The following is a 16,869-nucleotide window of genomic DNA, read 5'->3' as shown; positions in this document are numbered from 1 at the left end:
GCAAATAATCACTTCATCAATGCGATCTTCTCGGCCAACTGGCAATCGCTATTGAGCACAGCGCGACAATCTGGCTTTGCGAATTTCAAACGCGCAAGAGCAAGTTTTGCGGCAATCACACGACGATGATTAGCTACATTTTACCGGAGTCATTCCACCTGAAATTTTTGAAAGACCTACGCAAAAGTCGTCACCGGACCACTTTCTTTGGCCATCCTGCGACAGGACTACCAACCGCAGCGTCATGGGCGGGCGAACTCGTTTCGGACCTCTTGGTCCCGGACAGGGCCAGCTAAAGAACTGACAGAAATATAGGGATCAATACCGTTCCAGGCATAGGCACTTTGGTGCCGATACCGACCTGCCCGAATTCAAGGCTCCGTGACCACGCGCTATTGGATGGTGATGCTCAATATCCGCTATGCGGGCCAAGACGTTGTCATGCAGGGGCACGGGAATTGAGTGTTCGGCGCTCTCGTTATCGAAGAATCGACCTTCGGAGCTAATGACTATCGTGGCGAGGGCAACTGGTCCTCGCCACGACTATTAACATCAAGCGGCGACCGAAACCCTGCTCTCGGTCGGAACGGATGCGATTGTTTTCAGTATCTGCGAAGCGATCTGATAGGGGTCGCCCTGCGAATTCGGGCGGCGGTCTTCAAGATAACCGCGATAGCCGTTGTTCACGAAGCTATGCGGGACTCTAATCGATGCGCCACGGTCAGCAACACCATAGCTGAACGTGTGAATTGATTGCGTTTCGTGCTTGCCGGTCAGGCGCAAGTGATTGTCTGGGCCGTAGACAGCGATGTGATCGGCCCTCGCCACTTCGAAGGCATCCATCAGCGCCTCAAAATATTCCTTGCCGCCGGTTTCGCGCATATAGGCGGTGGAGAAATTGGCGTGCATGCCGGAGCCGTTCCAATCGGTGTCACCAAGAGGCTTGCAATGATATTCGACATCGATGCCGTATTTTTCGGTCAGGCGCTGCATCAGGTAGCGAGCGATCCACATTTCATCGGCGGCCTTCCTTGAACCCTTGCCGAAGATCTGGAATTCCCATTGGCCCTTCGCCACTTCGGCATTGATGCCTTCATGGTTGATGCCGGCAGCGAGGCAGATGTCCAGATGTTCCTCGACGATCTTGCGGGCAACATCACCAACGTTGCTATAGCCAACGCCCGTGTAGTAGGGACCCTGGGGAGCAGGATAGCCGGTATCTGGAAAGCCGAGCGGACGGCCGTTCTTGTAGAAGAAATATTCCTGTTCAAAGCCGAACCAAGCGCCCTCATCATCGAGAATAGTTGCACGCTTGTTCGAAGGATGCGGTGTCTTGCCGTCCGGCATCATGACCTCGCACATGACGAGCACGCCATTCTTGCGCTCGGTGTCCGGATAAACGGCGACGGGCTTCAGAACACAGTCGGAGCTTCTGCCTTCGGCCTGCATTGTGGAGCTTCCGTCAAATCCCCACAACGGAAGTTGCTCAAGCTGCGGAAAGCTATCGAATTCCTTGATTTGGGTTTTCCCGCGAAGATTCGGCACTGGCGTATACCCATCGAGCCAAATGTACTCAAGCTTGTATTTTGTCATTTCAAACCTTCCATGATTGACAATAAAGGCGACGGCCTATGTGGAGAAAAGCAATTATTATGCCAATCCAGCAGTGCGCGAGAAACCGGCGGGTTTCATAGAATGCCCGCCCGGATTTTATAGAGCCTGTGATGAAATAATCGGCACAATGAAGCATGTTTGGGCATGCTGTGAGAATGAGATAACCATGGGACCGAGGCCGATGGTTCGATGCCCCACCCAATCATCCCATGCGCTCCGATGCGTAACCTCCCGGACTGGCTGGAAATCCAATTGTCCGGTTGCCGTTCAAGAACACCCGGTGATGGATATGGGCATGAACAGCCCATGCCAATAACTGGCTCTCAACATCGCGGCCAATGGAGATATGGTCATCCGGGCTTTGCGCGTGGGTGATGCGCGCAATATCCTGTTCCGATGATTGGTCCTTCGCCCAGGTCTTCAGTGACATAGTGTGCTGTCACCCGAGCAGTTTTACTCCGCGCTCATATGCCTGTTTGTACGGATTTGGCCCCTTGAATGATGGCAGGAAAGAGTGATGGATATGGATGATCCGGCTAGGCATCTTCTTGCACACCGCATCTGACAGCACCTTCATGTAGCGGGCCAGAACAATCAGTTCCGCTTGGGATTGTTCGACAACCTCCATCAGTCGCTCTTCAGCTTGGACTTTGTTCGCTTTGCTTACGACCTTGATTGGAAAGTCCGAATTCTGCTGACTTGTCCACAAAGGCATTGATCCTCCCTTCCCTGTCCCACACCGAAATATGGCAATGGCAACCATTTCCTGTGAGGCCCTTGAATGGCTTCGGCATCAAAGGTGCCCGCAATCCATGTTTCTCGGCCACGACCATCAACTTAAAGAAGGAATGTTTGTCAGTCGTTTTCAGCGCGTCGTCATATTCCCAGTTCATCTCGAACTGGCCGTTGGCGTCCTCGTGGTCGTTCTGATAGGGCGTATCGCCACGACGGTTTTGAAATCCTCGTCTTGCGGAGTTTTGCCGAACATCTTTGGAACGATCTCAACCGCATGAGTGCGGAGTTCGGCTAGGTCTGCTGAAAGAAGTGCCGGGACCATTCAGCGCTGGGCTGCGGCGTGCTCCGGATGCGGTTCCACCTTTTTCAGAATGGATTCAGCAATGTTTCGCGCTTCCGCAATATGGTCACGACAGGCTTTCGCCGCAGCTTCCGGATCATTGCGCTCGATCGCCGCGAAGATTTCCCGTATCCGCGCCGGGCCAGCGACGATGCGGTCGCCGGTGCTAAGCGTCATTACCCTGAGGCGGGAAATGCGACTGTTCAGACGACGGACAATCTCCCAGGCAATATCATGTCCGCCTGTCTTGAAGATGATCTCGTAGAATTCCGTGGTCACGTCGAGGATTGTCGTCGGATCGTTCTTGCGCGACGTGCGATCCAGATCGTTTAGTACATTTCGAAGTCTGGTCTTGGTCGCCGCGTCGACGCTGCGCGCGCAATCGGCAACTGCCGCCGACTCTAGCGCAGCCCGTATATCGTAGATCTGCCGCGCATGATCCCAATCCAGCCGGGCAACGATGGGCCCCTGCTTTGGCAACATTTCCACCAACCCCTCGGCGTCGAGGTGGCGGATAACCTCGCGAATAACCGAACGGCTTACCCCCAGTTGATCGCACAGTGTCCGCTCCACGAGTCTTTGGCCCGGTTCGAACAAACCAGCGATGATCGCATCACGGAGTCGCTCAAGCGCCATCTCTCGCAAGGTTGCAGGCGGCGTGGCTATTTTCAGTGATTCCAGTCCGGCGTTTTTCATGATCTCTCTTAATCTGAAAGGTAGAAGCAAACAAGGGGCTTGACACGTGGTCTTATGGTATACCATCATATGAGCATACAGAAAAATTGTTCTGGAGACAATGATGGCAATTCAAATCCGCAAGACTCTGCTGCAGGTAGAGTCAGTTCTTATCGAAGGTGGTAGGGCCGCCTCACAGCCCTTGACGCTGTATACCGCCGCTGCCGTTGTCACGAACCCGTGGGCCGGACGCGGATATGTCGAGGACCTCCGGCCGGAAATTCACGCTGCCGCACCAGTTCTCGGTGAACTGCTGACCAAAATGATCATCGATGCCGTCGGATCGGGAGATATTGTCGAAGCGTACGGAAAAGCCGCCGTCGTCGGTCTGGATGGGGAACTGGAGCACGCATCGGCGCTCATCCACACCCTGCGATTTGGCAACCATTACCGCGAGGCGGTCAGAGCCAAATCCTACCTTGCCTTCTGCAATACCCGCGGAGGAGCAAACGCGCCAATCATGATCCCGCTCATGGACAAGAACGATGAAGGCCGCCGGTCACACTATCTGACCATCCAGACCGCAGTTCCCGATGCCCCTGCGGCAAATGAAATTGTCGTGGCACTTGGCGCATCGGTAGGTGGCCGTCCGCACCATCGCATCGGCGACCGCTACCAGGATTTGAAGGAAATGGGACGTGACGTTGGCAACCCTGCAGCGGTCTAGAACGCGCAACGGCGCGGCTTACCTGGAAACAGGCATGGGCGAACCGCTTCTGCTGATCCACGGCGTTGGCATGCGGCTTGAAGCGTGGGGTCCACAGATCGCGGCGCTATCCGACACGCACCGTGTTATTGCCGTTGACATGCCTGGGCATGGGGGAAGTGAGCGGATCGCTTCTAATGCCCGGCTCGACGGCTTTGTCGCCTGGCTGTCGGTTGTTATTGACGATCTCGGTCTTGACGTCGTGAACGTGGCTGGTCATTCAATGGGCGCTCTAATCGCCGGTGGAATCGCGGCCACACAGCCGCAACGGGTGAGGCGCGTCGCTCTGTTGAATGGCGTCTACCGCAGAAGTCCGGATGCCCGAGCAGCAGTTCGTGCCCGAGCAGCCGAAATTCTGGATGGGCAGATCGACTATGACGGCCCTTTGTTGCGCTGGTTCGGCGAGGACAACCAGCATAGTGAAGCCTACCGCCTCACGCGGCGCTGGTTGTTGGACGTCGATCCCAAGGGCTATGCAACGGCCTATTCCGCGTTCGCCGAGGGTGATGCGCTCTATGCTGATTGGTGGCCGTCAGTACGCTGCCCTGCCCTTTTCCTGACTGGGACCGATGATCCGAATTCCACTCCAGCCATGGCCATGGCAATGGCTGATGCCGCACCGCACGGATATTTTCGACTGATCGAAAACGAACGGCATATGGTCAATCTGGCAGCACCAGCGGCGGTGAATGCCATCATGCGCGAGTGGCTTTCCAGGGAGGCGCCAGAACGGTCATGACAGCTATAGATCCGAGAACCCTTCGCGATGCATTTGGAGCTTTTCTGACAGGCGTCACTGTCGTGACCACCTACAACCAGGATGGCGAACCGATCGGCTTCACAGCCAATTCATTTACAAGCGTATCGCTTGATCCGCCACTGCTGCTGGTCTGCCTTGCTCGCACCTCTCGCAATTTCGAAACGCTTACAAATGCCCAAGGCTTTGCCGTGAACATTCTGTCGGAGGGACAGAAAGAGGTTTCAAATACCTTCGCGCGGCCGGTAGAGAACCGCTTTGCCCATGTCGATTGGCGCAAGGGTCCACATGGCTCCCCAGTATTCTCGGACGTTGCCGCCTGGTTTGACTGTTCGCTGCATAAAATCACTCAAGGCGGCGATCACGTTATCCTTATCGGCAAGGTTGAAGCTTTCGCAAATGGTCTTGCCAATGGCCTGGGTTACGCGCGCGGGACATATTTTACCGCGTCGTTGATTGGCCAGGCGGTATCCGCTGCAGCATCCGATTCAGACGTCATGGTCGGTGGGGTCGTCGAGCGGGATGGTGAAATCCTTTTGTTGGAGAACCAGGCACACAAATTCGAGCTGCCTGAGTGCGTCATCACCGGCGCAGCAGGACCGGACGGCTTGCACGATTATCTGACAATGACAACAGGGCTCCCGATCTCGGTCGGGCAGATTTACTCCGTCTATGAAAACCGCGCGTCGGGACTTCAGCATATTGTTTATCGCTGTACGGCAGGTGGCGGCACTCCCAAGGCGGGTCAGTTCTTTTCTATCAAGGACTTGCCGATCATCCACATGGCGACACCCGCGACCGGCGACATAGTCCAGCGGTTTGCCGCTGAAAGCAGCATTGGAAATTTCGGCGTCTATTTCGGCACCGAACGCACCGGCAAAGTGCACCAGATTGGCAGAAAGGCCTGACCCATGAAGTTCTCCTTGTTCGTGCATATGGAACGCCTGGACGCCGGACAGAGCCAGCAGAGCCTGTACGATGAATTCATCGAACTGTGTGAGATGGCTGATCGCGGAGGAATGCACGCCATCTGGACCGGTGAGCACCACGGGATGGATTTCACCATTGCTCCCAATCCCTTCATCAACCTAGCAGATCTTGCTCGCCGGACAAAAAATGCGCGGCTTGGCACGGGTACTGTAGTCGCACCGTTTTGGCATCCGATCAAACTTGCCGGTGAAGCGGCCATGACCGATATCATCACCGGCGGTCGCCTCGACATTGGCATCGCGCGCGGTGCTTACAATTTCGAGTATCAGCGCCTGTCCCCCGGTCTCGATGCATGGGGCGCAGGGCAACGTCTGAGAGAAATCATCCCGGCAATCAAGGGTTTGTGGGCAGGCGATTATGCCCATCAAGGCGAATATTGGTCATTCCCTTCCACCACATCAGCACCGAAACCGGTGCAAAACCCTCATCCGCCGATCTGGGTCGCCGCCCGTGATCCCAACTCGCATGAATTCGCAGTTGCGAACGGCTGCAACGTTCAAGTCACTCCGCTCTGGTTCGGCGATGAAGAAGTCGAGAGCCTAATGCAGCGCTTCAACGATGCCTGCACCAAATATCCGGACACGCCTCGCCCGAAGATCATGGTCCTGCGGCATACCTACGTTGGAAAAGATGAAGCCGACATCCAGCAGGCCGCGCGCGAAATCAGTGTCTATTACAACTATTTCGGCGCCTGGTTCAAAAACGAAAAACCGATCAGCCAAGGGCTGATCGAGCGGCTCACGCCAGACGAAATTGCCAGCAATTCAATGTACGCGCCAGAAGCCATGCGCAAGAACAATGTCGTCGGTACGCCGGAGGATGTGATCGCACGCCTGAAGCATTACGAAGCGCTGGGCTATGACGAATATTCCTTCTGGATCGATACCGGCATGACCTTTGCGCGCAAGAAGGCTTCGCTCGAACGATTTATCAACGAGGTCATGCCGGCGTTCTCGGAGGCTCATTAATGCGCAAATTTCAGCATTATATCGATGGCGCGTTCGAGGATGGCGATACCCGGTTTGCGAGTGTCGATCCCGCTACGGGCACAGCCTGGGCTGAAATGCCAGAGGCAAAGGCCCATGATGTTGACCGCGCCGTAAGCGCCGCCGAGCGTGCTCTGACGAGAGGCCCATGGGCAACCATGACCGCTACCGCACGCGGTAAACTTCTCTATCGCCTCGCGGATCTCGTGGCCGCACATGCGCCGGCCCTTGCAGAGCTCGAAACCCGGGATACTGGCAAGATCATTCGCGAAACATCGGCGCAGATCGCCTACGTTGCCGACTATTACCGGTACTATGCGGGCCTCGCCGACAAGATTGAAGGCGCTTCCCTGCCTATCGACAAGCCCGACATGGAAGTCTGGCTGAAGCGAGAGCCGGTTGGTGTCGTCGCCGCGATCGTGCCATGGAACAGCCAGCTCTTTCTTGCTGCAGTCAAGATCGGTCCGGCATTGGCCGCGGGTTGCACACTTGTGGTCAAAGCTTCCGAGGACGGTCCGGCACCACTGCTTGAATTTGCACGCCTTGTCCATGAAGCAGGGTTTCCTGCCGGCGTCGTCAATATCATTACCGGATTTGGTTCCGAGTGCGGCGCAGCACTGACACGCCATCCCAAGGTCGCGCACATTGCCTTTACCGGTGGGCCCGAAACGGCCCGTCATATCGTGCGCAATTCGGCGGATAATCTTGCAAGCACGTCACTGGAGCTCGGCGGGAAATCACCCTTCATCGTTTTTGCGGATGCCGATCTCGAAAGTGCCGCCAATGCCCAGGTCGCCGGCATATTTGCAGCGACGGGTCAGAGCTGTGTCGCAGGCTCGCGGTTGATCGTCGAGGCATCGGTCAAGGACCAGTTTCTTGAACTCCTCAAGGCAAAGGCAGAGGCAATCCGCATCGGCGCACCGGACAAGATGGAGACCGAAGTCGGACCGCTCTGTACGCTTCGCCAGCGCGCCTTGATCGAGCGTGTCGTAGCGCACTCGATCGCAGCTGGAGCAAGGCTCGTAACAGGCGGAAGTGCACCGGACCAGGCCGGTTATTATTTCCGTCCGACAATCATTGACTGCGACGGTATTCGCTCACCATCGGTGGAGACGGAACTGTTCGGACCGGTTCTTTCGGTGCTGTCCTTTACCGGGGAAGAAGAAGCACTGGCGCTCGCCAATAGCACGCCCTTTGGACTGGCCGCCGGGGTCTTCACGCAAAATCTGGCGCGTGCGCACCGCATGACGAGACAAATCCGCTCAGGAATCGTCTGGATCAATACCTATCGGGCGGTTTCTCCGATCGCTCCATTCGGTGGTTACGGGCAATCCGGACACGGACGCGAAGGAGGCATGGCAGCGGCACTCGACTTCACGCGCACAAAAACAGTGTGGCTGCGAACATCCGACGACCCGATCCCCGATCCATTCGTGATGCGGTGATCTGATGTTTTACGAAATACGCACCTACAGGCTGAAGAACGGGGCGCTCCCCGAATACCTGAAAGCCGTCGGAGAGACCGGGATCGGTATCCAGAAGCGGCATCTCGGTCAGCTCGTCGGTTACTTTTTCTCGGAGATCGGGGCGATCAACGAAATCGTTCACATCTGGGCTTTCCAGAGCCTCGATGACCGGGAGGAAAGAAGGACCCGCCTGATGGCGGATCGTGACTGGCAGGCTTTCCTGCCACGCATCCGCGACCTCATCGAAGTCGCCGAAAACAAGATCATGAAACCGGCAGCGTTCTGGTCAGCTGAAGGGAACCCGCAAGCCTGATCGCAGATAGACATAAACAACAAGAATGGAGAAATGGGAACATGCGTAAATCATTCATTATGGCTGTTGCAGCCATTGCAATTACATTCACCGCACAGGCGAATGCCGCCGAAATGGTTTTCACCAGCTGGGGTGGCACAACCCAGGATGCACAGAAGGCCGCCTGGGCTGAAAAATTCACCGCCGAGACCAACACCAATGTCCTTCAGGATGGTCCAACCGACTATGGCAAGATCAAAGCCATGGTGGAATCTGGAAATGTGAGCTGGGATGTCGTGGACGTCGAGGGCGACTACGCCGTTCAGGCCGGCAACAAGGGCATGCTTGAAAAGCTCGATTTTTCGGTGATCGACAAGTCCAAGCTCGATCCGCGTTTTGTGACCGACTACAGCGTCGGCAGCTTCTATTATTCCTTCGTCATTGGTTTCAACGCCGACGCGGTCGGTGCTGAAGGTCCCAAGACGTGGGCTGATCTGTTCGATACAACGAAATTCCCAGGCAAGCGCACATTTTACAAATGGTCGGCACCCGGTGTCATCGAAGCCGCTCTGCTTGCCGATGGCGTAACTCCTGACAAACTCTACCCGCTTGATCTCGATCGCGCTTTCAAGAAGTTGGACACAATCAAGAAGGACATCATCTGGTGGAGCGGCGGCGCCCAGTCGCAACAACTTCTTGCGTCCGCCGAAGCCCCATATGGCATGTTCTGGAATGGCCGCCTCACTGCGCTGAAAGCAACAGGCGTGAATGTCGGCGAATCCTGGGAGCAAAACATTACTGCCGCTGATGCACTCGTTGTGCCCAAGAGTGCCAAGAACCGTGATCTGGCCATGAAGTTCATCGCCCTGGCGACCAGCGCCAAGGGCCAGGCAGAAATGGCAACGGCTACCGGCTATGCGCCTGTCAATACGGAGTCCGGTCAGCTGATGGATGCGGCTCTACGCAAGACTCTTCCGGATCAGCAGGCAACCAGTCAGGTGAATGCTGACATGCGCTACTGGGCCGAACATCGCGATGAGATCGGCGAGCGTTGGTACGCCTGGCAGGCAAAATAAGCCGTCAGGCATTCGGCCCGGCCATTGCTTGTTCCGGGCCGCATGTTCGCTTGGAAATACACAGCCACAGGGATCGTCAGGATGAGCGTCATGACCAGCACCACCAGTTTTGTACAGGAGCCCAAACAACGGCGGCGTCCAACTGGTTTCGCTTACATTGCTCCGGCCTTGTTGCTCATCGCCCTGTTCTTTGTTGTTCCGATTGCCTCATTGCTTCTGCGCAGCGTCCTTGAACCAACGCCCGGCATTGGCAATTACGCCGAACTCTTCGGGTCCTCGACCTATGTGCGGATATTTGCCAATACCTTTCTTGTTTCTGCGCTGGTCACATTGCTGTCCGTGGTTATCGGTTTTCCGGTCGCATGGCTGCTGGCGATTATCCCCAACCGCTGGGGATCAGTACTTTTCGCGATCATACTGCTGTCGATGTGGACCAATCTTCTCGCCCGTACATATGCCTGGATGGTGTTGCTGCAGCGAACCGGCGTGATCAACAAGACCCTTATTGGCCTCGGCCTGATTGACCAGCCACTGGTGATGGTCAACAACCTGATCGGCGTCACGATCGGCATGACGTATATCATGCTCCCGTTTATCATATTGCCGCTGCGCGGCGTCATCAAAGGCATAGAACCTGGCATCCTCCAAGCGGCCGCTCTGTGCGGTGCCACGAAATGGCAGAGCCTCTGGCGGGTCCTTATTCCCCTTGCCTTGCCCGGAATTGCTTCCGGAGCGCTCATGGTCTTCGTCATGTCACTTGGTTATTTCGTAACACCTGCCCTACTCGGCGGAACGGCAAACATGATGGTCGCAGAAATGATCGCCCAGTTAGTGCAATCGCTGGTCAATTGGGGCATGGGCGGAGCTGCTGCGCTGGTGTTACTCGTCATCACGTTGCTTCTCTACGCCCTCCAGCTAAGGCTTTTCGGCGTTGGGCGCATCGGCCAGGAAGGACAATGAAATGCTGCTGAACTTCGACAAACTCGGCATGTGGAAATGGGTCCTGACCGGGTTTTCCGTTCTCGTCGCCATGTTCCTGCTACTTCCTATCCTGTTTATCGTGGCGCTTTCCTTCGGGTCATCGCAATGGCTCATCTTTCCGCCACCCGGATGGACGTTCCACTGGTATCAGGAGCTTTTTTCTGATCCGCGCTGGCTTGAAAGTGCCCTTACGAGCGCCAAGGTCGCTGTCATCGTCACGATCTGCTCTGTCGTTCTCGGGCTGTTGGCCTCCTTTGGCTTGACACGTGGCCGCTTTGCCGGCCGCGAAACCCTCCGCGCTTTGTTTCTGACACCGATGATCATGCCGGTTGTCGTTCTCGCCGTGGCCCTCTATGCCTTCTTCCTGAAGATCGGGCTTAACGGGACCCTCATTGGCTTCGTTATTGCCCATCTCATCCTGGCTCTGCCGTTCTCGATTATCTCCATCGGCAACGCGCTCGACAGTTTTGATCGTTCTATCGAGGATGCCGCCGTGCTTTGCGGCGCCCATCCCCTGGAGGCCAAATTGCGCGTTACGCTGCCGGGCATCCGCCACGGATTGTTTGCCGCCGCAATCTTCTCATTTCTGGTTTCGTGGGACGAGGTGGTGGTAGCCATCTTCATGGCGAGCCCCACATTGCAAACCCTACCCGTCAAGATCTGGGCAACGTTGCGCCAGGATCTGACACCGGTAATCGCCGCCGCCTCGACATTACTCGTCGTCTTTACCGTGGTGCTGATGCTCATTGCGGCACTTCTGCGCAAAGGATTCAAATCATGACCGTGCCATTTCTGCAAATTCGCGGCATCCGCAAAGAGTATGGCGCAGTGACCGCCGTGCAAGACGTCTCGCTAAACGTCGAGCGAGGCGAGTTCCTGACCTTTCTTGGCCCGTCGGGATCTGGCAAAAGCACAACACTGTATATTCTGGCCGGATTCGAGAATCCGACCAGCGGCGATATTCTGCTTGAAGGCAAGACGCTGCTCCAAACGCCCTCGCATAAGCGCAATATCGGGATGGTGTTCCAGCGTTACACCTTGTTTCCGCACCTATCCGTCGGCGAAAATATCGCCTTCCCGTTGCGGGTACGGCGGCTGCCAAAAGCAGAGATCGATGAAAAAGTACGCCGCATGCTCAAGCTTGTGCGCCTGGAGGGTTATGAAGACCGCATGCCGGCAAAGATGTCCGGTGGCCAACAGCAGCGCGTCGCGCTGGCACGGGCGCTTGCCTACGATCCGCCTGTCTTGCTGATGGACGAGCCATTGTCAGCCCTCGACAAGAAATTGCGCGAAGAAATTCAGTATGAGATCCGGCGCATTCATCAGGAAACGTCCGTCACCATTCTCTACGTGACGCATGACCAGGAAGAAGCGTTGCGGCTGTCCGACCGCATCGCCGTTTTCAGTCGCGGCGTTATCGATCAGACGGGAACGGGCCCTGAGCTCTACGCAAATCCAGCGACGCGCTTCGTGGCACAGTTCATCGGCGACAGTGATTTCCTGAAAGGCGTTGTTGCAGCCACCAATGGCAGTCTTGCCGACATACGCCTCGGTGACGAGACCGTCGTGACGGGCGTACCCGTTCACGGCAAGGCGCGAGCTGGCGGGAATGCTGCCATCATGTTGCGTCCAGAGCGTATCAATCTGTCCCGAACCGCTGGTAACGGTCGTGCCGGTATCGCGGCGACGGTGAACGACATCACTTTCCTAGGTAACAATACCCATGTGGCGACGGTAACCGGTGCGAACGAGGAGCTTTCCGTTCGTCTCCCGTTTGGCGATGCAGCAATCAATGGGCTGACGCCAGGCGAAAAAGTCTGGATCACCTGGGATCCGGCAACCACCCACGCTTTTTGTGATTAACCGGGCGGGTATTGCGATCGGGAAACACGACATGATCCTCAAAGACGCAACTTTGTTCCGCCAGGCAGCTTTGGTCGGTGGACAATGGATAGAAGCAAGGCCCGCGAGGGCCAACCTGATTAAAAACCCGGCGACTGGCGAAGAGCTTGGATACGTGCCCGAACTTGGCACACTTGAGACGCGAGAGGCGATCGAGGCCGCAAGAGTTGCCCAGAAATCATGGGCCCGGCAGACCGCGAAAGATCGATCGAACATTCTTCGGCGCTGGTTCGAACTCATGCTAAAGCATAAAGAAGACCTTGCCAGAATACTCACGCTGGAACAGGGCAAGCCGCTTGCCGAAGCGACGGGCGAAATTGTCTACGGGGCAAGCTTCATAGAGTGGTTCGCCGAGGAAGCTCGCCGCGTGTATGGCGACATTGTTCCCGGGCATCATCCGGACAAACGTCTTCTGGTGATGAAGCAGCCTATCGGTGTCGTTGCAGCCATCACCCCGTGGAATTTTCCAAACGCCATGGTCACCCGCAAGGCTGGTCCCGCATTGGCGGCCGGATGCGCGGTTGTTCTCAAACCTGCCCCGCAGACACCCTTCTCCGCCATTGCCCTTGCCGTTCTGGCTGAACGAGCGGGATTCCCCAAGGGCCTGTTCAGTGTGATCACTGGTGCGGCGGTGGAGATCGGAGCGGAAATGACGTCCAATCCGATCGTGCGCAAACTGACATTCACCGGCTCGACGCCCGTGGGAACCGATCTCTATCGGCAAAGTGCCGGCACGATCAAGAAACTTGGCTTGGAGCTGGGGGGCAATGCGCCTTTCATCGTTTTCGACGACGCAGACGTCGACGCTGCCGTCGAAGGCGCCATGATCGCCAAGTTCCGCAACAACGGACAAACCTGCGTTTGCGCTAACCGAATTTACGTGCAGAACAATATCCATGACGCTTTTGCAGAAAAGCTTTCGGCCGCCGTTGCGAAACTCAGAGTCGGAAATGGACTGGAGCACAATGTCGATCTTGGTCCGCTGATAAATATGGCCGCGGTTCAAAAGGTCGAGCAGCATATAGCCGACGCCGTCGACAAGGGCGCACGCATTTTGTCGGGCGGGAAGGTACACTCCTTGGGCGGCACATTCTTCGAACCTACGGTGCTTTCAGACGTCACCGGGGAGATGCTGCTGGCGAGCGAGGAAACCTTCGGGCCCGTCGCTCCCCTGTTCCGCTTTGTCGATGAAGACGACGTGATTCGCCTGGCCAACGACACCGAATTCGGCCTGGCTGCCTATTTCTACTCGGCAGACCTGGCGCGGGTCTTTCGCGTCGCTGAAGCACTTGAGTACGGAATGATCGGTGTCAATACCGGGTTGATTTCGACAGCCGAAGCCCCCTTCGGAGGCGTCAAGCTCTCCGGACTCGGCCGGGAAGGATCCAAATATGGAATCGAGGATTTTACCGAGCTTAAATATGTCTGTCTTGGCGGCATCTCCTGACGCCTTCGCAATCGAGCTACTGACGATTTCGGTCGCAATTTGATGACGTCTCGGCGACCATCTCAACATTCATCACGTCGCCATCGCAATTCTTAGGCTTCTTCTATGGCGCCAATGATCTGATCGGGCGTTGGGGAAGTGAACATGTGTCCAGTGGGTATGCTAATCTCATCTCCCCAAACGTCGTCCGTGACAACACAGTCAGCCCACAAATGCCCGCCTGCATAGGGTAATTACTGACCTGCCCAGCGTTCCGGTCTTCGCGACATTGTCAGGAGCTTTCCGGAACAGCAGACGGAGGATGTCGTTGTGCTGTTGAAAGCTCGGCATTATCGCGAAACAGCTCTGCGGCATCGAGGGGTCGACGCCAATTGCGACCCATCCAACCCCATTGAAGAAAACGGCTTCATCTTCCGCGCCGGATAACTTTACGTCTTTGATCAATGCATGCTCGGTAGATAACGCATCGACATCGATCTCGCGCATCGCGCCTGCGGAACGAAGCAATGCTCGCAACCGAATCTTGATGAGCTCTTCCTGTCCAAATCTTGGTAACTCGATACAAACCAGAAGGCTGACAAATGCAATGAGCATCGAGAACGCCGACCATACAAGGTTCATGCAGTCTCGCGCAGAAAATTCAACTGGCGAACTCCAGGTGAATACCGTCGAAACCACCGAGAATGCGGACAGCAGCGTGATCAACCCGAAGAAGATGGCGGTCGGCGGGTGAATTCGTATGGTCGATCTGTCGCCTCCCTTCTCTGTGACCTTGAATGGCCGTCCGAAGGGTTTGCGGATGGCTTGGCAGAGAGTGATTGTCACCGGCAACGCAGTGATTGCGTGTGTCACTTCCGTGAACAACGGTAAGGTTCTGCTTCCGGAAATCCAAGACGAATAGCCCCAGAAGACGAAAAGGGCCGAAATTCCGTACTTCATGAAAACCAGCTCGTCAGCCTGAATCGCGGAAACGTCAAAAAGCCAATAGATGGACGGTGCGAACAGCATGCAGAGAATGAATGGCTTCGATAGCCAACTCAGAAGTCCGTGCAAGTAGTGCAGGCGCTGCGTAAGTGTAAACCTCCCCCGCCACAATGGCCCATCTTTGAGAAGTCCGATCTGGATGGTTCCCAGACACCAGCGCGTCCGCTGGGTTATGTATTCAGGAATACCCTCGGCCGAGAGGCCAACACTCAGTTTCTCGTTCAACCATCGTGTCACATAGCCGCGTTCCATAAGGCGATAGGTCAACAGCATGTCTTCTGACAATGCTTCATGCGGAAATCCGCCCATCTCGTTGAGGAGGGACCGCCTGACCACAAAACTGGTTCCCACGCAAAATGCACAACCCGCAACGTCCTTGGCGGGCTGGAAGGTATCAAAGAACACGCGCTGGTCGTCGACGAATGACGACTTGATGCCGAGATTGTGCTGGATTGGGTCCGAATTGAAATAAAACTGCGGCGTCTGTACAAGACCTATCTCATTATTCCGGAACAATCCGACGACGCGCATAAGGAAATTATCTTGCGCTGCGAAATCTGCATCCAATACCATGATCAGGTCGGATGCCTCGGTTGCAAGATTGGTTAGCTTGAGCGCGTTGTTAAGGTTGCCAGCCTTTGCATGACGGTTGTCAGGGCGAGTAATGTAGTTTACCCCAACCCGCGAACAATAGTCCCTTATTTCCGAACGTCGCGTGTCATCGCAGACATAGACTTTGAAATTGGGATAATCCATCGACCTGGCGCTGATGACCGACTTCTCCAGAATGTTGATCGGCTCGTTGTAGGTGCAGATAAAGACGTCGACTGAAGGGTATGCGCCTTGCGCTATCAATTGTTCCTGCGCTAAGTCGGCTTCCGAGGTCCAGTCGGACATTCTGAACAGAATGAATACTGAGCCGAGCGCATAAACAACCGACACTGTTTCGAACGTGACATAAAAGTAAGCCCAGAGACTGCTTCCGGTTATTTCAAGATCCGGCAACGTATCGAGCCATCGCCATGAAATATAGAGCACGAGCGAGAGGATCGTAGCGCTACCAAACAATATCCTGTCAGCGAGGCGTTCCCGATCAGCGACCTTGGAAAAGACCATGAATGTGAGTGCAACCCCAACGTCGAAAAGCAGGGCACTTGCTACATCGTCGTCGACGTTGAAAAACATTCGGGAGCCTCAATTGGGTTGGAATGGATTGAAGTCCATTGCGGCGAGCACGGTCCAAGCCGTCGCACCCAGATGCGGCCAATGGCGGTACGTGAACGCTCCACCCTGCCCCATTGCGTCGATGGTCAATCCTGTTGAAAGTTGTTCGATCGGCGTTGCGTAAAGCCAGCCCCATTGAGGATCGCGATACTGGGAGATGCTACCGATCAGTTTCGAAGCACGCTCTGATTCACCCTCCAGGCTGAACATCAGTGCAGCTTGTGCCGTTCCCTCGACCCACAGGCCGTCGCGGTCACCGTTGAAATCGTACCCGCCCGGAACAGCGAGCCTGGAATCGATGAGGCTTATGGCATCCCATGACGCGGGCCGCTGAGATTTGGGTACAGCGAGGAGAGGCCATATTTGTACATCGAGCCACAAGTCCCGGCTGTGGACCGGCTGCCCCTGCACATCCGTACCGATCAGAAAGCCATCTCGATCATCGTGCATTTTTGATATGAATCGCAGCGCATTTTGCGCCAGACTCTGCCATTTGGGATCCTCTGTCGTCATCCACAACCACTGTGAGACAGCAACGGTATCGATATTGTGCTCAGTCGATTTCCACGCGATGCGAACTGCATTTGGTTCGAAACCATAGTAGCCGCCGGGCACGCTGGGATCACGGTCATCT

Annotated in this window: 14 protein-coding genes and 3 pseudogenes; 11 read left to right on the top strand and 6 right to left on the bottom strand. The window is 55.7% G+C overall.

All coding sequences use genetic code 11. From position 1 onward, the window contains the following. Window positions 1-552: 552 nt before the first annotated feature. The 4 genes and pseudogenes from AAAC48_RS01985 to AAAC48_RS01970 form a co-directional block, all read right to left on the bottom strand. The gene (locus AAAC48_RS01985) at window positions 553-1,593 is read right to left on the bottom strand and encodes a glutamine synthetase beta-grasp domain-containing protein (RefSeq protein WP_340652562.1); all 1,041 of its coding nucleotides are present in this window, start codon (window positions 1,591-1,593) and stop codon (window positions 553-555) included. A 223-nt stretch (window positions 1,594-1,816) separates the two neighbouring features. Next, a pseudogene (locus tag AAAC48_RS01980) lies at window positions 1,817-2,281 on the bottom strand (formyltetrahydrofolate deformylase); the annotation flags it as partial. Next, window positions 2,280-2,549, bottom strand: a pseudogene (locus tag AAAC48_RS01975) (type III glutamate--ammonia ligase); the annotation flags it as partial. The pseudogenes AAAC48_RS01980 and AAAC48_RS01975, both read right to left, overlap by 2 nt. Before the next feature lie 122 nt (window positions 2,550-2,671). Next, a complete protein-coding gene (locus tag AAAC48_RS01970) occupies window positions 2,672-3,385 on the bottom strand; it encodes a GntR family transcriptional regulator (RefSeq protein WP_340652561.1) in 714 nt (237 codons plus the stop codon). Between the two features lie 103 nt (window positions 3,386-3,488). Here AAAC48_RS01970 and AAAC48_RS01965 point away from each other — a divergent pair, with 103 nt between their 5' ends. From AAAC48_RS01965 to AAAC48_RS01915, 11 genes are all read left to right on the top strand, one after another. Then, complete coding sequence (locus tag AAAC48_RS01965) at window positions 3,489-4,091, top strand: amino acid synthesis family protein (protein ID WP_340652563.1); 603 nt, start codon at window positions 3,489-3,491, stop codon at window positions 4,089-4,091. 34 nt (window positions 4,092-4,125) lie between these two features. After that, a complete protein-coding gene (locus AAAC48_RS01960) occupies window positions 4,126-4,869 on the top strand; it encodes an alpha/beta fold hydrolase (protein WP_340652560.1) in 744 nt (247 codons plus the stop codon). Next, window positions 4,866-5,795 carry a flavin reductase family protein gene (locus AAAC48_RS01955; RefSeq protein ID WP_340652559.1) on the top strand — a complete coding sequence of 310 codons (930 nt, stop codon included), beginning with the start codon at window positions 4,866-4,868 and terminating at the stop codon, window positions 5,793-5,795. Before AAAC48_RS01960 ends, AAAC48_RS01955 begins: the two co-directional genes overlap by 4 nt. Window positions 5,796-5,798: 3 nt before the next feature. After that, window positions 5,799-6,845, top strand: a complete 1,047-nt coding sequence (locus tag AAAC48_RS01950; protein WP_340652558.1) for an LLM class flavin-dependent oxidoreductase — start codon at window positions 5,799-5,801, stop codon at window positions 6,843-6,845. Then, window positions 6,845-8,308, top strand: coding sequence for an aldehyde dehydrogenase (locus AAAC48_RS01945; protein ID WP_340652557.1), 1,464 nt, complete (start codon window positions 6,845-6,847; stop codon window positions 8,306-8,308). Before AAAC48_RS01950 ends, AAAC48_RS01945 begins: the two co-directional genes overlap by 1 nt. 4 nt (window positions 8,309-8,312) lie before the next feature. Then, window positions 8,313-8,642, top strand: coding sequence for an NIPSNAP family protein (locus tag AAAC48_RS01940; RefSeq protein WP_340652556.1), 330 nt, complete (start codon window positions 8,313-8,315; stop codon window positions 8,640-8,642). A gap of 41 nt (window positions 8,643-8,683) precedes the next feature. Beyond that, on the top strand, window positions 8,684-9,697 hold the full coding sequence (locus AAAC48_RS01935; RefSeq protein ID WP_340652555.1) for an ABC transporter substrate-binding protein: 1,014 nt from the start codon (window positions 8,684-8,686) through the stop codon (window positions 9,695-9,697). Window positions 9,698-9,787: 90 nt separating this feature from the next. Next, entirely contained in the window at window positions 9,788-10,657 is an 870-nt protein-coding gene (locus AAAC48_RS01930) for an ABC transporter permease (protein ID WP_340652554.1), read from the top strand. Window position 10,658: 1 nt separating this feature from the next. Further along, window positions 10,659-11,459 carry an ABC transporter permease gene (locus AAAC48_RS01925; protein ID WP_340652553.1) on the top strand — a complete coding sequence of 267 codons (801 nt, stop codon included), beginning with the start codon at window positions 10,659-10,661 and terminating at the stop codon, window positions 11,457-11,459. Beyond that, window positions 11,456-12,541, top strand: coding sequence for an ABC transporter ATP-binding protein (locus tag AAAC48_RS01920; protein ID WP_340652552.1), 1,086 nt, complete (start codon window positions 11,456-11,458; stop codon window positions 12,539-12,541). Before AAAC48_RS01925 ends, AAAC48_RS01920 begins: the two co-directional genes overlap by 4 nt. 31 nt (window positions 12,542-12,572) lie before the next feature. Continuing rightward, entirely contained in the window at window positions 12,573-14,027 is a 1,455-nt protein-coding gene (locus AAAC48_RS01915) for an NAD-dependent succinate-semialdehyde dehydrogenase (RefSeq protein WP_340652551.1), read from the top strand. 201 nt (window positions 14,028-14,228) lie between these two features. On the opposite strand, the gene AAAC48_RS01910 is transcribed toward AAAC48_RS01915, so the two are convergent. After that, a complete protein-coding gene (locus AAAC48_RS01910; RefSeq protein ID WP_340652550.1) occupies window positions 14,229-16,196 on the bottom strand; it encodes a cellulose synthase catalytic subunit in 1,968 nt (655 codons plus the stop codon). Window positions 16,197-16,205: 9 nt separating this feature from the next. After that, window positions 16,206-16,869, bottom strand: a pseudogene (locus AAAC48_RS01905) (hypothetical protein); the annotation flags it as partial.

The organism is Phyllobacterium sp. (assembly GCF_037994405.1).
Taxonomy (GTDB): Bacteria; Pseudomonadota; Alphaproteobacteria; order Rhizobiales; family Rhizobiaceae; genus Phyllobacterium.
This window is presented reverse-complemented; position numbering and strand designations above follow the sequence as displayed.

Excerpts from the sequence above, each read along its gene's own strand:
- AAAC48_RS01985 (WP_340652562.1), bottom strand. The coding sequence starts at position 1,593 with ATGACAAAATACAAGCTTGAGTACATTTGGCTCGATGGGTATACGCCA.
- AAAC48_RS01910 (WP_340652550.1), bottom strand. The coding sequence starts at position 16,196 with ATGTTTTTCAACGTCGACGACGATGTAGCAAGTGCCCTGCTTTTCGAC.
- AAAC48_RS01965 (WP_340652563.1), top strand. The coding sequence starts at position 3,489 with ATGGCAATTCAAATCCGCAAGACTCTGCTGCAGGTAGAGTCAGTTCTT.
- AAAC48_RS01930 (WP_340652554.1), top strand. The coding sequence starts at position 9,788 with ATGACCAGCACCACCAGTTTTGTACAGGAGCCCAAACAACGGCGGCGT.
- AAAC48_RS01950 (WP_340652558.1), top strand. The coding sequence starts at position 5,799 with ATGAAGTTCTCCTTGTTCGTGCATATGGAACGCCTGGACGCCGGACAG.
- AAAC48_RS01915 (WP_340652551.1), top strand. The coding sequence starts at position 12,573 with ATGATCCTCAAAGACGCAACTTTGTTCCGCCAGGCAGCTTTGGTCGGT.
- AAAC48_RS01960 (WP_340652560.1), top strand. The coding sequence starts at position 4,126 with ATGGGCGAACCGCTTCTGCTGATCCACGGCGTTGGCATGCGGCTTGAA.
- AAAC48_RS01920 (WP_340652552.1), top strand. The coding sequence starts at position 11,456 with ATGACCGTGCCATTTCTGCAAATTCGCGGCATCCGCAAAGAGTATGGC.
- AAAC48_RS01935 (WP_340652555.1), top strand. The coding sequence starts at position 8,684 with ATGCGTAAATCATTCATTATGGCTGTTGCAGCCATTGCAATTACATTC.
- AAAC48_RS01955 (WP_340652559.1), top strand. The coding sequence starts at position 4,866 with ATGACAGCTATAGATCCGAGAACCCTTCGCGATGCATTTGGAGCTTTT.
- AAAC48_RS01970 (WP_340652561.1), bottom strand. The coding sequence starts at position 3,385 with ATGAAAAACGCCGGACTGGAATCACTGAAAATAGCCACGCCGCCTGCA.
- AAAC48_RS01940 (WP_340652556.1), top strand. The coding sequence starts at position 8,313 with ATGTTTTACGAAATACGCACCTACAGGCTGAAGAACGGGGCGCTCCCC.
- AAAC48_RS01945 (WP_340652557.1), top strand. The coding sequence starts at position 6,845 with ATGCGCAAATTTCAGCATTATATCGATGGCGCGTTCGAGGATGGCGAT.
- AAAC48_RS01925 (WP_340652553.1), top strand. The coding sequence starts at position 10,659 with ATGCTGCTGAACTTCGACAAACTCGGCATGTGGAAATGGGTCCTGACC.